Source organism: Sphingobium agri, from assembly GCF_023051225.1.
GTDB classification, from domain to species: Bacteria; Pseudomonadota; Alphaproteobacteria; order Sphingomonadales; family Sphingomonadaceae; genus Sphingobium; species Sphingobium agri.
This window is the reverse complement of the sequence record NZ_JALKHS010000006.1, coordinates 727,477-741,238: the sequence shown is the minus strand read 5'-3', so window position 1 is coordinate 741,238 and position 13,762 is coordinate 727,477. Positions and strand designations below refer to the sequence as shown.

Below are 13,762 nucleotides of genomic sequence, written 5' to 3'. Positions count from 1 at the left end.
GCGACGGCGCACTGGACGCCTCTTCTGGGTCCCGCCGCGCATGAAAGGGAAAGGTGAAGCGACATGGCTGATAAAAGCAATGTCCCCGCGGTTCCAGCGCTGGGCGGTGAAGCCAGCCTCAACCGCTATCTGTCGGAAATCCGCAAGTTTCCGATTCTGACCCCTGAGCAGGAATATATGCTCGCCAAGCGTTATGCCGAGCATCAGGATCCTGAAGCGGCAGCACAGCTGGTCACGTCGCACCTGCGCCTGGTGGCGAAGATCGCCATGGGCTATCGCGGCTATGGCCTGCCGGTCAGCGAGCTGATCAGCGAGGGCAATATCGGCCTGATGCAGGGTGTGAAGAAGTTCGAGCCGGAGCGCGGCTTCCGCTTGGCGACCTACGCCATGTGGTGGATTCGCGCCTCGATCCAGGAATTCATCCTCCGCAGCTGGTCGCTCGTCAAGATGGGCACCACCGCGGCGCAGAAGAAGCTGTTCTTCAACCTCCGCCGGATGAAGAACAATATCGAAGCGTTCGAGGATGGCGACCTGCATCCCGATGACGTCCGCAAGATCGCGACCGACCTAGGCGTGACCGAGGAAGATGTGATCTCCATGAACCGCCGCATGGCGATGGGCGGCGATACGTCGCTGAACGTCCCGATGCGCGAGGATGGCGAAGGGCAGTGGCAGGACTGGCTGGCTGATACCGATCCGTTGCAGGACGAGCGGGTTGCCGACGAGCAGGAAAAGACGCTGCGTCACGACATGCTTGTCGAGGCGATGGACGACCTGAATGATCGCGAGAAGCACATTCTGGCAGAGCGCCGCCTGGCCGAAGAGCCCAAGACGCTCGAGGAATTGAGCCAGGTCTATGGCGTATCCCGCGAGCGGGTGCGGCAGATCGAGGTGCGCGCCTTTGAAAAGCTGCAGAAGGCGATGATGCGCATCGCTGGCGACAGGATCGGCAAAATGCGGTTGGCGCTGGCCTGACACCGTCCACCGTGACATGTAGGGGCCCCGGAGTGATCCGGGGCTTTTTTCTTGGCTATTTATACGCGATCGCTGCGCTGGCGGGGCCAGCCAGAGGCAATATTTCGCAGCGGGCAAATCCGGCTTCCAAGCACCATTGGCGGAAGTCGGCACCCGTGAAGTCGAAGGCTTCGCCAAATTCGATGAGCATGTTGAGCGACATCAGCAGCCCGAAGATATTCTGCCGGCGTTCGTCATCGATGATGTTTTCGATGGCGACGAATGCTCCGCCCGGCGGAAGTGCTTGATACGCCTTGCCGATCAGCATCTTTTTTGCGTCCAGGTTCCAATCGTGGAGGATCATGCCCATGGTGATCACATCCGCGCGCGGAAAGTCGTCCTCGAAAAAGTCGATCGATCCCGCTGTCACGCGGCCGCGTAACCCTGCCTCCCTGATGCGGCGTTCCGCGATCGGTTGCACGACGGGCAAGTCATAGGACGCGCAGCGCATTTGCGGTTGATGCCCGGCCACGAAGCAGGACAGTTGGCCGGTGGCTCCCCCGATGTCCACCAGCGTGCGGTAACGGCTGAAATCAAAGCTCCGGGCAAAAGCTTCGAAATTCGCCATCGACACGCCGCTCATGGCATCCATGAACTGCTCCAGCCGGGCGGGATCAGCATAGAGACTATCGAACATCGAACGGCCGGAAATCTTCACCTCATTCTGCGGCTTCCCGGTTTTGAGCGCAGGCGTAAGATCTGCCCAGAAGCGGAACAGCCGGGCACCAGCCATTTCCAGTATGCCGCCGATATATTGAGGGCTATGGCGGTCGAGATAGAGTGCGGTCGCTGGAGTATTGGAATAGCGCCCGTCCGCGCCCACGCCTTCCCTTTCCAGCAAGCCTAGCGAGACCAGCGCGTCCAGAAAGTCATAGGTCGCGCGCGGATGCAGCTCCAATGCTTTCTCCAGTTCAGGTCCGGTCATCGGTCGGTCGGCCAGTTGCGTGAAGAGGCCGAGTTCAACGGCGCTGAGCAGCGTCTTTGATGCCCAGAAGCCCATGCCGATCTGAAGGATATGGTCGGGTGGAATATCGGGTCGCATAGTCACTCCTCTCCCTTCACAGACATCTGGCGAGACAGCAGCGACCCTTTTGAAGCAGCATAACACGGAAGAGGGCAAAGGTGCAGCCCGATAGCCGGGCGCATTTTCGATGCGGTGCAATCTTGAACGCACTGGCGTTCCCGCTACGAGAAACGAAATGAGCCCTACAGCTTCCCCTCCTCGACGCCGCCGGTTCCGCTGGGTCCGCGCCATCTTCAAGCTTATGGGCGCGTTCGTTGTCCTGTCTCTGCTGCTGGTATTGATCTATCGCTTCGTGCCGCCGCCCGTGACGCTCACGATGCTGATGGACCCCAATGGGATCACCAAGGATTGGACCAGCCTGGACGAGATCGACCCGAATATGGCACGGGCTGCGATCGCCGGAGAAGATAGCCGTTTTTGCAGCCATCATGGTTTCGATGCGGTCGCGATCGCGCAGGCGCTGCGGCACAATGCCAGCGGCGGACGGATAAGAGGCGGATCGACCATCAGCCAGCAGACCGCGAAGAACGTGTTTCTGTTCCAGGGTGGCGGCTTCATCCGCAAGGGCTTTGAAGCCTGGTTCACCGTCCTGATCGAGGCGATCTGGGGAAAGCGGCGGATCATGGAAGTCTATCTGAACGTCGCCGAAACCGGGATCGGGACTTATGGGGTGCAGGCAGGCGCGATGCGCTATTTCCATCATGGTGCGGCCAAGCTGACGCGAGCGGAGGCCGCCAGGATCGCAGCCGTGCTGCCTCTGCCCAAGAAGCGCGCGGCGATCACCCCACGCGGCTTCACCCGGCGCTATGGCAACAGCATCGCCGCCCGCATCGGCGTTGTGCAACGGGAGGGGCTTGATAGTTGCGTGCGGTGAAACTCAGTCTGCGCGAGGCAGGCATTCATCCCCAGGGATTCACCCCGTAAATGCAGGCGCGTAGGCGACGCTCCCTGAGGGCACCTGCTGAGCATTGAGCGTCAAGCGCATGAAATATTCAGGGGGCGCGCCTTCATAGCGTAGGCGATCATCCTGTTCGAAGCCGAAGCGGCGATAATAAGCCGGATCGCCCAACACGACGCATCCGCCGGCATTCAACGAGCTAAGCTGCGCCAGCCCTGCCCTGATCAAGGCCGAACCGATCCCTTGACCGTGACGATCTGGCCGCACCGACACGGGACCAAGTCCATACCAATTACAATGCTGCCTGTTGATCATAATCGGCGAGAACGCCACATGGCCCAACAGATGGCTGCCATCGATCGCGACCAGCGAGACCAAGAGATCGCCTGCTTCACGCAATCTCTTGATGATGTCGGGCTCTGTATGATCACTGTGCGTCACATTGGCAAATGCCTGCGCTGTGACCTCAGCTATGGCTGAGCAATCGCTTTCCCGTTCTTGTCGAATATGCATCGGCAGACCATAGCCGACATATAAGGGTGCCGACCAGCTCGCGCTGCTCGCGCCGAACCCTGCCCCTGCTGCCTGCGGGAAGGAAGGACCTAAGCTCTGCCCCGCTCGGGACGGTCCGATAAGCCAACAAAAACAGGCTCCGCTGGTGCGATCCAGCGGAGCCTTTTTGCCGCGTCGAAGCTAGTGCCCTCAGGCTGCGTCTTCGGCGCGCTTATCCTTGTCGCTGAAAACGCGGATAGGTTCCTTCGTCCCGGCTACGACATCCTTGTCCACGACCACCTCGCCGACGCCTTCCATAGAAGGAAGGTCGAACATGGTGTCGAGCAGGATCGATTCCAGGATCGAACGCAGGCCGCGTGCCCCCGTCTTGCGCTCGATCGCCTTTCTCGCGATCGCCGTCAGAGCGTCGTCGGTGAAGCTGAGTTCGACATTTTCCATGTCGAACAGCTTGCCATATTGCTTCACCAGCGCGTTCTTGGGCTCGACCAGAATTTTGACCAGCGCGGCGACGTCCAGATCTTCCAGCGTCGCGATCACCGGCAGACGGCCGACGAATTCGGGGATCAGGCCGAACTTCAGCAGATCTTCCGGCTCGCTCTGGCGCAGCAATTCGCCAGTCTTGCGCTCCTCCGGGGCTGCCACATGGGCGCCGAAGCCGATCGACTTGGCTTCCAGACGGTCACCGATGATCTTTTCCAGGCCCGCGAACGCGCCGCCGCAGATGAAGAGGATGTTGGTCGTGTCGACCTGCAGGAACTCCTGCTGCGGATGCTTGCGGCCGCCCTGCGGCGGAACCGAAGCGGTCGTACCTTCCATCAGCTTCAGCAGCGCCTGCTGCACCCCCTCGCCAGACACGTCGCGTGTGATCGAGGGATTCTCGGCCTTGCGGCTGATCTTGTCGATCTCGTCGATGTAGACGATGCCGCGTTGCGCCTTTTCGACATTATAGTCGGAGGCCTGGAGCAGCTTGAGGATGATGTTCTCGACATCCTCGCCCACATAGCCCGCCTCGGTCAGGGTCGTGGCGTCGGCCATGGTGAAGGGCACGTCGAACGTCTTGGCCAGCGTCTGCGCGAGCAGCGTCTTGCCGCAGCCGGTGGGGCCGACGAGCAGGATGTTCGATTTGGCCAGTTCCACCTCGCCCGGCTTGGTGCCGTGGTTCAGGCGCTTATAGTGGTTGTGGACCGCGACCGACAGGACGCGCTTCGCCCGGTTCTGGCCGATCACATAATCGTCCAGCACATCGCAGATTTCCTGCGGGGTCGGCACACCGCCATCCTTCTTGCCGACGAGACCGCCCTTGGTCTCTTCGCGGATGATGTCGTTGCACAGTTCCACGCACTCGTCGCAGATGAAGACGGTCGGCCCCGCGATCAGCTTACGCACCTCATGCTGCGACTTGCCGCAGAAGGAGCAGTAAAGCGTGCTTTTGGAATCGGAGCCTGTAAGCTTAGTCATTCGCCAATCTTTCCTCCCTGCCCCAAGCGAAAAGCCGCGACGGCGAGGGATATTCTGGTCCTAGGATCATCCTAGACCGCGTCGCGCTGGTTTCACAAGGGGAGAAAACAGCGCGCGCGATTAAGATCCATGTCAGCTGTCAGTCGTTTCGGGAGCGGCCGGACGGCGGTCAAATACCTCGTCCACAAGGCCGAAAGCCTTCGCCTCTTCCGCTTCGAGGAAGGTATCGCGGTCCATAGCCCGCTCCACCTCTTCCAGCGACTTGCCGGTATATTTGACATAAAGGTCGTTCAGGCGGCGGCGAATCCTCAGGATTTCCTTCGCCTGAATCTCGATGTCCGACGCCATGCCCTGAGCGCCGCCCGACGGCTGGTGCACCATGATGCGCGCGTTGGACAGGGCGATGCGCTTGCCCGGTTCACCGGCGGCAAGCAGGAAGCTGCCCATCGAAGCGGCCTGGCCGATGCAGACGGTGCCGACCTGCGGACGGATATATTTCATGGTGTCGTGGATCGCCATGCCCGCCGTAACGACGCCGCCCGGCGAGTTGATGTACATCCAGATGTCCTTCTTCGGATTTTCCGACTCGAGGAACAGGAGCTGGGCTACGATCAGCGAGGCCATATGATCCTCGACCTGACCGGTCACGAAGATGATCCGTTCACGCAGCAGGCGGGAATAAATGTCAAAACTGCGCTCGCCGCGATTGGATTGTTCGATGACGATAGGAACAAGCGCAGCCATCGGATCAGACATGATATCGGTCATTTTGCTCTTTCAGGGTGATTTTTGCCCGCTCTCTACATCGGCACAAAAGCGGGCAGGTTCAAGGGGTACTGTGAGGAGCTGGCGCAGCTTCAATCGCGTCGTCCGAAATCCGACGGCGCGCGGAAGGTGAGATAGGCCAGGCGGCGGACTTCCCGCCGCCCGCGCACGACGGTGTCCAGGATCAGCCCGCACATTCCCGACAGCGTCGCGAGGATCATCAAACCAGTGACGAGGATCGCGGTGGGGAAGCGGGGAACAAGCCCGGTCTCAAGATAGGTGATGATCAGCGGCGTTGCGAGGATGATCCCCGTCAGCGCCAGCAACACCGCGAAGATGCCGAAGAAAAGTATCGGCTTTTCGATGCGGTAAAGTGTGAAGATCGTGCGCAGGATGCGCCAGCCATCGCGGAAGGTCGACAGCTTGCTGGCCGAGCCTTCCGGCCGCGCACCATAAGCGGTCATGATTTCAGACACGGGCATGGCCAGTTCGAGCGCGTGGACACTGATTTCAGTTTCGATTTCGAAGCCCGCCGAAAGCACTGGAAAACTTTTCACGAACCGGCGTGAGAAGACGCGGTAGCCCGTCAATATGTCGGTGAAGCTCCGCCCGAACAGCTGCTTCAACAGGCTGGTAAGCGCCCAGTTGCCAAAGCGATGGCCCCGCCGATAGGCTTCTTCCACCTCGCTCCGCCGTGCCCCGACGACCATGTCGAGATTATCTTCCAACATCGCGGCGATAAGCCGGGGCGCGGCGGCCGCTTCGTAGGTCGCGTCCCCATCCGCCATGACATAGATGTCCGCGTCCACATCGGCGAACATGCGCCGGACGACATGGCCCTTCCCCTGCTGGGTCACTCGCCGGACGATAGCGCCTGCACTGGCGGCCAGTTCGTAGCTGCCGTCAGTGCTGTTATTATCGAAGACATAGATGTCGGCTGCCGGGAGCGCGCGGCGGAAATCCTGCACCGTCTGCACGATGGCGCCAGCTTCATTATAGCAGGGCAGGATCACGGCAATGCGAGGACCCGCCGTCCCCTGCCCGCTTGCCAATGCCGGAAATTCCTTCATCTGCCCCATGCCTTCCGCCGAACGCCCCCTCGCTAGGACGGCCAAGATTAATATTTCGTCTGCCCCTCGCCAAAGGAAAAGCGCCCGCGCTTCCTGTCGAAGCCGGGCGCTCGTCCATTCAGGCGTTGAGAGCCTTATTCAGCCTTGGCGGCAGCCTTCTTCGGAGCAGCCTTCTTCGCCTTGGGCTTTTCCTCAGCGGCGGCTTCTTCAGCTACGGCGTCATCCTTCTTGGCAGCAGCCTTCTTCGCGGGAGCCTTCTTGGCAGGGGCTTCTTCCGCCGCGGGCGCTGCTTCGTCAGCTTCGGCTGCCTTCTTCTTGGGCGCCGCCTTCTTGGCCTTGGGCTTTTCGTCATGATCATGGTGATCATGGCCGCAGCCGGGGCCGTGTACGTGGGGCTTCAGATCGCCATCTTCCGCTTCGATCGCAGCTTCCAGCTCTTCGCGGCTGACGGCACGATCGGTGACTTCGGCCTTGTCGAACAGGAAGTCGACGACCTTGTCCTCGTAAAGCGGCGCGCGCAGCTGGGCGGCGGCCATCGGGTCCTGGCGGACATATTGAACGAAGCGCTCACGATCCTGGGGGCTGTACTGCTGAGCAGCCTGCATGATCAGGCGGTTCATTTCCTGGTCGGAAACGGTCACGCCATTGGCCTGGCCGATTTCCGAGAGGAGAAGGCCGAGGCGCACGCGACGGACGGCGATGGCGCGATAATCGTCCTTCTCCGCTTCCATTTCCTTCAGAGCGGCCTCCGGATCAGCCTCATGGCTGGCTTCATGCTGAAGCTGGGCCCAGATCTGGTTGAATTCGGCTTCCACCATGCTCGGCGGCACGTCGAAATCATGCGCAGCAGCCAGCTGATCGAGCAGCTTGCGCTTCATATAGGTGCGGGTCAGGCCGTTATGTTCCTGCTCGATCTGGCCCTTCAGCAGCTCCTTGAGCTTATCCAGACCTTCAAGGCCGAGCGACTTGGCGAAATCATCGTCCAGCTTGGGCTTGTCGGCATCCAGGATGGCTTTCACCGTCACATCGAAGGTGGCTTCCTTGCCAGCCAGATGCGCCGCACCATAATCTTCGGGGAAGGTGACGCTGATGGTCTTTTCTTCGCCCTTCTTGACGCCGGTCAGCTGCTCTTCGAAGCCCGGGATGAACTGGCCCGAACCGATCTTCAGCTTCACATCTTCGGCCGAACCGCCTTCAAAGGCTTCGCCGTCGACCTTACCGACGAAATCGATGGTCAGCGTGTCGCCGTCCTTCGCCTTGTGCGAAGCGGCATGTTCTTCCAGTGCGCCCTGCTGGGTCGCGATGCGGCCAGCAGCCTCATTGACCTGCGAATCGGCGACTTCGACCGTCAGGCGCTCCAGCTTCAAACCTTCAATGCTGGGCGCGGCGATTTCAGGCAGCACTTCCAGCTCGACCTTCACCTCGGCGTCGTTGCCGAACTCAAAGCCTTCATCCAGCTCGACGGACGGCTGCATCGCGGGGCGCAGCTTGTTGTCGGCGATCAGCTTCTGAATGCTTTCCTGGATCGAATTGTTGAGCGCGTCGCGCTGCAGCGATTCCCCATGCATCTTCTTGACGAGGTTGGCGGGAACCTTGCCAGGGCGGAAACCGGGCATGCGGACCTGCGGCGCAATCGTGGCCACTTCCTTTTCCACGCGGGCGTCGATGTCCTTCGACGTGATGGTCACGGTGTAGGCGCGCTTCAGGCCCTCGTTCAACGTCTCGACAGTCTGCATCTCTTCTCTCAAACGCTTTCTTCAGCTGAATTCAGGTGGCGCCTGACATGATCCAAGCCGGGCGCACTGGTGCGGGCGAAGGGACTCGAACCCCCACATCTTGCGATACCAGAACCTAAATCTGGCGCGTCTACCAGTTTCGCCACGCCCGCATCGGCCGCCGGTCGGCGCGGCATAGAGAAAAGCATCCGGGGAGGCAAGCAAATGTGGATAACTTGCCTGGAACTTGCGCAAGGCTCCGCGCGTAGCCTTCAACGAAGGAGAAAAGCATGGCCACTCAGCCCGACCCCGAGCCGATCGGCGTTCCCCCGCCCGATACGATCCAGCCGCAGTCTCCACCAGAGTCGCCCCCGCCTTCGACCCCGGATGAAACCCCTGCGGGCGAGCCGCCGGAAGTCGTGCCCACGCAGCCAGATTATGATCAGCCGGACCGCTCGGTCCCGGAGCTTCCACCGGACTGATCCTGCTATCGTGCGAAATTTACACGGGCGGCGAAAATTTTTCGCCGCTTGATCCAGATCGACCTTCCGGCGCTGGACAGGCCCCTGCAAGCATGATTGAACTGTGACAGATAAAAGAAAGCGGGAGAGGCGCGGCTGACATCAAGGGGGTCAACGTGCATCGTGTTCGCGCCAAGTTAGACTGGTTCAAGACCGTAATTCTTCCTCAAGAAGCCGCCCTTCGCGGCCGGCTCCGGAGGATACTCCCTTCCACCCATGAGCTTGACGACATGGTGGCAGAGGTCATGGCCCGCGCCTTCGCCACCGAAAATTGGGAAAATGTCACCACAGGACGCGCTTACCTGTTCACCATCGCCCGCAACCTGGTGATCGACAATGCCCGGCGCAACAAGGTGGTGAGTTTCGAAACCATCGCAGACCTTGAGCTGTTGCAAGGCGACAGCAATGTCGAAGCTCAACTGCACGCACGCGAGGCGCTGCGCCAGATCGAAGCCATCGTGGAGTCCCTGCCGCCGCAATGCCGTAGGGTTTTTATCCTTCGACGGATTCACGAAAGGTCGATGCTGGAAATAGCGGCGGAGATGTCCCTATCCGTTTCTACAGTTGAAAAACATCTGGCCAAAGCCATCGCTATAGTTATGCGGGCTTGGTCAGAACGCGAGGAAACGGATTTCGAACGTGCAAGCGTCGGGGCCAGGATCAAACAGCAGGGAAGAGGTCGAGGCGGAAGCCGCGCGCCTGCTGGCAAAGCTTAACAGCAATCCGACTGCCCAAGACGAAGCCGACATTTGCGCCTGGATCGAAGCAGATCCGCGCCACGCAATCGCTTATGCGCGCGCGGAGGCTGCGTGGGAAGCTGCGGAACGACTGAAAAGCGCGGCGGCTGATGTCAATCTGCCCCCCGTCAGCGAGGTCGTTACTGAAGAGCAGCAGCGCCGCCTGTCACGCAACATCATGATCGTCGCTGGAATTGCGGTGATCCTGTTCATCCTTGCCGCGATCGTCACGGTCCGCACCTTCAACGATGTCGATCATTACGAAACGCGAATCGGCGAAATCCGCACGATCAGTTTGCCTGATGGTTCCCGCCTTCACCTCAACAGCGACAGCGCGGTCGATGTCCGCTTCACGAGCAACGGCCGCAAGGTTAGGCTGTTGAAGGGAGAAGCCGCTATCGAGGTTGCCCCGGACGCGCAGCGCGAATTCGATGTGGAGGCACGGTCCGCAATCGTGCGCGCGCGGGATACGGCGCTGAACCTGCGCCTTCGGCCATCCCTGATCGAACTGACGGTTACAAAGGGCACCGCCATCGTGAGTTGCGGCAATCGCCCGCCTCGCCAGGTCGCTGCGGGTAATGGCGCGGTGCTGCAACCACGAAGCTTCGTGCTGACCCGGCTCGATCCCAATGTCGTCCGGCAACGCACCGCATGGCGTAAGCAACTGGTGCACCTGGAAGGCGAAACCATCGAACAGGCGGCCGGGGAGTTTAATCGCTACCGCGACGCGCCGATCCTGATCGGAGATGCCCGCGTATCCGCGCTGCGCATCGGCGGTGAATTCCACATAGGCGACAGCGGCAAGTTCCTGTCGCTGCTTCAATCTCGCTTGCCCGTGCGGGCGGTGAGCGGAGACGATGGGTCGATCATGCTTCTTTACCGCGACGCGCCCATCGCAGGAGACAGCGGGATCTAAGGCAGCAGTCGTCGGACGAGGTCCGGTACGAGTTCGCTGGCTGGGCCGATGCGGCTCTCTTCAAAATAGAAGCTGCCTGCAGACGGTTCCAGATTCAGTTCCAACGTGCGTGCCCCTGCGTGGCGTGCCGTTTGAACGAAACCTGCGGCTGGATATACCGCTCCGGACGTGCCTATGGATAGAAACAGGTCGGCCCGGCGCAAGGCCGCATCGATCAAGTCCATCTGGTAGGGCATTTCACCGAAGAAGACGATGTCGGGACGCAGGCTTTTCCTGCTGCAGGCCGGGCATTGGGAGCCGGGCGGCAGCGGATCGGGCCAGGGCAAGGACTCGCCGCACGCAACGCAGAGTGCGGACCGAAGCTCACCATGCATATGGATCAGGCGCCGGGCGCCGGCTCGTTCATGAAGATCATCGACATTCTGCGTTACGATGAGCAGATCGCCGGGCCATCGAGCGTCCAGTTCCGCCAAGGCGTGATGAGCGGCGTTGGGTTGAACTTCGTTCAATTTCGCGCGCCGCTCGTCATAGAAGCGATGCACCAGCGCGGCATTGCGCTCCAGCGCCTCTGGCGTGCAGACATCTTCAACCTGATGCCCCTCCCACAAACCGTCGGGTCCACGAAAAGTCGCGAGGCCGCTTTCGGCCGAGATGCCCGCGCCGGTCAGAATCACGATATTGCGGATGTCTTCCATCGTGCCATCATGTCTTCTGTTCCGGCCGAAAGCTACAGCTTCGCAGATGACAAGGCAGAACCATTCTGGCATCGGGCGAGCAGATTTCCAGGGATGAGCGGGATCATGACTAAGATCGGATTATTCGGCGCAGCAGGCCGCATGGGGCGCGCGATCGCCCAAGTCGCCGTTGAAGCGGGGCTGACCATCAGCGGCGGGACGGATCGCGACGGGAGCGGTGATCTGCTGCCGGGCATGCCCATCACGGCCGATCCGCTCGCACTCGCCCGGAAGAGCGACGTGCTGATCGACTTTTCCGTTCCTGGCGCCCTTGCGGCCCATCTCGATGCTTGCGTCGCCGCAGGCAAGCCCGTGCTGATCGGCACTACTGGGCTTGAGCAGGCGCACCATCAGCTGATCGACAGCGCCGCGCAGCACATTCCGGTTCTGCAGACGGGAAACACGTCACTCGGCGTAAACCTGCTGGCGGCGCTGGTCGAGCAGGCCGCTGCGCGCCTGGGCGGTGACTGGGACATCGAGATTGTCGAAATGCACCACCGGCACAAGGTCGATGCGCCGTCCGGTACTGCCCTCCTCTTGGGGAACGCGGCAGCCCAGGGGCGAGGCATCGATCTAGCCGCCAACAGCGAAAGCGGGCGTTACGGGATCACGGGCGCGCGCAAGCAAGGCACGATCGGCTTCGCCGCCTTGCGTGGCGGATCGGTAGCGGGCGACCATCAAGTGATCTTCGCGGCCGATGGCGAACGGATCGAACTTGGCCATCGCGCCGAAAGCCGGGTCATCTTCGCACGTGGCGCTGTAAAGGGTGCGAACTGGCTGATCGGCCAGCCTGCCGGACGCTATGACATGAAGGCGGTGCTTGGCCTTTGATCCGGCGATGAACAAGGATCAAATCTTCGATTTTTTCAGCCGCCTTGCGGAAGCCAATCCGGCGCCCCGCACCGAGCTGGAATATGGCAACGACTATCAGCTTCTGGTCGCGGTCGTCCTGTCCGCACAGGCGACGGACGTGGGCGTCAACAAGGCGACGCGTGCGCTTTTCCAGCAGGTGGAGACGCCTGCCGAGATGGTAGCGCTGGGCGAGGAAGGGCTGAAGCAGCACATCAAGACGATCGGCCTGTTCAATGCCAAGGCCAAGAATGTCATCGCGCTTTCCGAGATATTGGTGCGCGATTTCGGCGGCGAAGTCCCGCAGGACCGCGATGTGCTGACCACGCTGCCGGGGGTCGGGCGGAAAACCGCCAATGTGGTGATGAACACGGCTTTCGGGCACGAAACCTTCGCGGTCGACACGCATATTTTCCGCGTCGGCAATCGCACCGGCCTTGCCGCCGGAAAGACGCCCCTGGCTGTCGAACTCCAGCTGGAGAAGCGGGTCCCTGGCCCTTTTCGTCGGGATGCGCACCATTGGCTCATCCTTCACGGCCGCTATGTATGCAAGGCCCGCCGCCCGGAATGCTGGCGCTGCATCGTGGCAGATTTGTGCCGCTACAAACCCAAGACCCCTGCTCCCAAGACCGCGCCGAAAACCGGCTGACCCTTCGCCATTATCCTGCGGTTCAGACAAGCTATGCTAAATAGCAGGTGCAACGCGTCTGCTGGCGACGTGTTACCCGTGACGATGATGAGGAGAGACAAGCATGTCCGTCCCTGTTTCCCCGGCACTGCGCTTGGGTATCGCCGTGGTCCTCATGTCCCTGGTCGCCCCGGCGACGGCCAAGACGCGGACCGATAATCTGGTTGCGAATGGCAAACCCGTTGATTGCGTACAGATAAATTCGATCCGGCAGACCGATGTCCGCGACGACCGGACGATCGACTTTATTCTGAACGGCAACAAGGTATACCGCAACATCCTGCCAAACAGCTGCCCCAGCCTCGGCTTCGAGCGCCGTTTCATGTACAAGACGAGCCTTTCGCAGCTCTGCTCGGTGGACATAATCACGGTGTTGTACAGCTCGCCCAACCTGATGCGAGGCGCGAGCTGCGGGCTCGGCAAGTTCCAACCGATGAAGAAGATCAAATAGTCGGCGCGTCGCTATTTTGGTGCTGGCGTCAGCAGTTGTGCTTTGCTAAGCGGCGCTTCGCACCAAGCGACACGCACCCATAGCTCAGCTGGATAGAGCGTTGCCCTCCGAAGGCAAAGGCCAGAGGTTCGAATCCTCTTGGGTGCACCATTGCCGTTCAGCTTTGGGCACCATGTGTGGTGTCACGCCGGTAGCAGCGCGAGAAAGCGCATTCTTCGATCCGATGATCCGGATGATGCGTTTCCCAACCTCCACGCGACCAACTAGCAGTCGCATATACTCGCGACGGACATTCCCCTTTTCGCGAAGCTTCGCAGCCATCAACGCGCTGAAACTGTCCAGCACTGCCGGCGTGATTCGGCGCGCACCATCGGCGAGTTGGCGTTCCAGTGCTTCGATGTCGATGCTA

15 protein-coding genes and 2 tRNA genes are annotated in these 13,762 nt (G+C 60.8%); 9 read left to right on the top strand and 8 right to left on the bottom strand.

Annotated features, from left to right (window positions below):
- Window positions 1-63: 63 nt before the first annotated feature.
- Window positions 64-975 carry an RNA polymerase sigma factor RpoH gene (gene rpoH / locus MU848_RS06890; protein ID WP_097091729.1) on the top strand — a complete coding sequence of 304 codons (912 nt, stop codon included), beginning with the start codon at window positions 64-66 and terminating at the stop codon, window positions 973-975.
- 55 nt (window positions 976-1,030) lie between these two features.
- Here rpoH and MU848_RS06885 read toward each other — a convergent pair whose 3' ends face one another.
- Window positions 1,031-2,056, bottom strand: coding sequence for an acetylserotonin O-methyltransferase (locus MU848_RS06885; RefSeq protein ID WP_247230957.1), 1,026 nt, complete (start codon window positions 2,054-2,056; stop codon window positions 1,031-1,033).
- A gap of 157 nt (window positions 2,057-2,213) precedes the next feature.
- Here MU848_RS06885 and mtgA point away from each other — a divergent pair, with 157 nt between their 5' ends.
- Entirely contained in the window at window positions 2,214-2,912 is a 699-nt protein-coding gene (mtgA, locus tag MU848_RS06880) for a monofunctional biosynthetic peptidoglycan transglycosylase (protein WP_247230956.1), read from the top strand.
- A 39-nt stretch (window positions 2,913-2,951) separates the two neighbouring features.
- Here the strand turns inward: mtgA and MU848_RS06875 are convergent, their stop codons facing one another.
- From MU848_RS06875 to MU848_RS06850, 6 genes are all read right to left on the bottom strand, one after another.
- Entirely contained in the window at window positions 2,952-3,449 is a 498-nt protein-coding gene (locus MU848_RS06875) for a GNAT family N-acetyltransferase (RefSeq protein ID WP_247230955.1), read from the bottom strand.
- A 189-nt stretch (window positions 3,450-3,638) separates the two neighbouring features.
- On the bottom strand, window positions 3,639-4,907 hold the full coding sequence (clpX, locus tag MU848_RS06870) for an ATP-dependent Clp protease ATP-binding subunit ClpX (RefSeq protein WP_097091733.1): 1,269 nt from the start codon (window positions 4,905-4,907) through the stop codon (window positions 3,639-3,641).
- 132 nt (window positions 4,908-5,039) lie between these two features.
- Window positions 5,040-5,675 (bottom strand): ATP-dependent Clp endopeptidase proteolytic subunit ClpP, encoded by a 636-nt coding sequence (clpP, locus tag MU848_RS06865; RefSeq protein ID WP_097091734.1) that lies wholly within the window; start codon window positions 5,673-5,675, stop codon window positions 5,040-5,042.
- A gap of 89 nt (window positions 5,676-5,764) precedes the next feature.
- A complete protein-coding gene (locus MU848_RS06860) occupies window positions 5,765-6,742 on the bottom strand; it encodes a glycosyltransferase family 2 protein (RefSeq protein WP_247231710.1) in 978 nt (325 codons plus the stop codon).
- A 134-nt stretch (window positions 6,743-6,876) separates the two neighbouring features.
- A complete protein-coding gene (gene tig / locus MU848_RS06855) occupies window positions 6,877-8,478 on the bottom strand; it encodes a trigger factor (protein WP_247230954.1) in 1,602 nt (533 codons plus the stop codon).
- A 67-nt stretch (window positions 8,479-8,545) separates the two neighbouring features.
- Window positions 8,546-8,630: transfer RNA gene (locus tag MU848_RS06850), tRNA-Leu, on the bottom strand.
- 117 nt (window positions 8,631-8,747) lie between these two features.
- Between MU848_RS06850 and MU848_RS06845 the strand changes: the two genes are divergently transcribed.
- The 3 genes from MU848_RS06845 to MU848_RS06835 all read left to right on the top strand — a co-directional run bounded on the left by MU848_RS06845 (window position 8,748) and on the right by MU848_RS06835 (window position 10,631).
- Window positions 8,748-8,939: a hypothetical protein gene (locus MU848_RS06845; protein WP_097092813.1), complete on the top strand. Its 192-nt coding sequence runs from the start codon at window positions 8,748-8,750 to the stop codon at window positions 8,937-8,939.
- A 155-nt stretch (window positions 8,940-9,094) separates the two neighbouring features.
- Window positions 9,095-9,694, top strand: a complete 600-nt coding sequence (locus MU848_RS06840) for an RNA polymerase sigma factor (RefSeq protein ID WP_097091736.1) — start codon at window positions 9,095-9,097, stop codon at window positions 9,692-9,694.
- Window positions 9,618-10,631 (top strand): FecR family protein, encoded by a 1,014-nt coding sequence (locus MU848_RS06835; RefSeq protein ID WP_247230953.1) that lies wholly within the window; start codon window positions 9,618-9,620, stop codon window positions 10,629-10,631. Before MU848_RS06840 ends, MU848_RS06835 begins: the two co-directional genes overlap by 77 nt.
- Here the strand turns inward: MU848_RS06835 and MU848_RS06830 are convergent.
- Window positions 10,628-11,326, bottom strand: a complete 699-nt coding sequence (locus MU848_RS06830) for an NAD-dependent deacylase (RefSeq protein ID WP_247230952.1) — start codon at window positions 11,324-11,326, stop codon at window positions 10,628-10,630. The two genes, MU848_RS06835 and MU848_RS06830, sit on opposite strands and share 4 nt — an antisense overlap.
- Window positions 11,327-11,431: 105 nt before the next feature.
- On the opposite strand from MU848_RS06830, the gene dapB reads away from it, so the two are divergent.
- From dapB to MU848_RS06810, 4 genes are all read left to right on the top strand, one after another.
- On the top strand, window positions 11,432-12,196 hold the full coding sequence (gene dapB, locus MU848_RS06825) for a 4-hydroxy-tetrahydrodipicolinate reductase (protein ID WP_247230951.1): 765 nt from the start codon (window positions 11,432-11,434) through the stop codon (window positions 12,194-12,196).
- Between the two features lie 7 nt (window positions 12,197-12,203).
- Window positions 12,204-12,863, top strand: coding sequence for an endonuclease III (gene nth, locus MU848_RS06820; RefSeq protein WP_247230950.1), 660 nt, complete (start codon window positions 12,204-12,206; stop codon window positions 12,861-12,863).
- A 103-nt stretch (window positions 12,864-12,966) separates the two neighbouring features.
- Complete coding sequence (locus MU848_RS06815; RefSeq protein WP_247230949.1) at window positions 12,967-13,353, top strand: hypothetical protein; 387 nt, start codon at window positions 12,967-12,969, stop codon at window positions 13,351-13,353.
- A 73-nt stretch (window positions 13,354-13,426) separates the two neighbouring features.
- Window positions 13,427-13,503, top strand: a tRNA-Arg gene (locus MU848_RS06810).
- The last annotated feature ends 259 nt before the right edge of the window (window positions 13,504-13,762 follow it).

Excerpts from the sequence above, each read along its gene's own strand:
- rpoH (WP_097091729.1), top strand. The coding sequence starts at position 64 with ATGGCTGATAAAAGCAATGTCCCCGCGGTTCCAGCGCTGGGCGGTGAA.
- MU848_RS06885 (WP_247230957.1), bottom strand. The coding sequence starts at position 2,056 with ATGCGACCCGATATTCCACCCGACCATATCCTTCAGATCGGCATGGGC.
- mtgA (WP_247230956.1), top strand. The coding sequence starts at position 2,214 with ATGAGCCCTACAGCTTCCCCTCCTCGACGCCGCCGGTTCCGCTGGGTC.
- MU848_RS06875 (WP_247230955.1), bottom strand. The coding sequence starts at position 3,449 with ATGCATATTCGACAAGAACGGGAAAGCGATTGCTCAGCCATAGCTGAG.
- clpX (WP_097091733.1), bottom strand. The coding sequence starts at position 4,907 with ATGACTAAGCTTACAGGCTCCGATTCCAAAAGCACGCTTTACTGCTCC.
- clpP (WP_097091734.1), bottom strand. The coding sequence starts at position 5,675 with ATGACCGATATCATGTCTGATCCGATGGCTGCGCTTGTTCCTATCGTC.
- MU848_RS06860 (WP_247231710.1), bottom strand. The coding sequence starts at position 6,742 with ATGAAGGAATTTCCGGCATTGGCAAGCGGGCAGGGGACGGCGGGTCCT.
- tig (WP_247230954.1), bottom strand. The coding sequence starts at position 8,478 with ATGCAGACTGTCGAGACGTTGAACGAGGGCCTGAAGCGCGCCTACACC.
- MU848_RS06845 (WP_097092813.1), top strand. The coding sequence starts at position 8,748 with ATGGCCACTCAGCCCGACCCCGAGCCGATCGGCGTTCCCCCGCCCGAT.
- MU848_RS06830 (WP_247230952.1), bottom strand. The coding sequence starts at position 11,326 with ATGGAAGACATCCGCAATATCGTGATTCTGACCGGCGCGGGCATCTCG.
- dapB (WP_247230951.1), top strand. The coding sequence starts at position 11,432 with ATGACTAAGATCGGATTATTCGGCGCAGCAGGCCGCATGGGGCGCGCG.
- nth (WP_247230950.1), top strand. The coding sequence starts at position 12,204 with ATGAACAAGGATCAAATCTTCGATTTTTTCAGCCGCCTTGCGGAAGCC.
- MU848_RS06815 (WP_247230949.1), top strand. The coding sequence starts at position 12,967 with ATGTCCGTCCCTGTTTCCCCGGCACTGCGCTTGGGTATCGCCGTGGTC.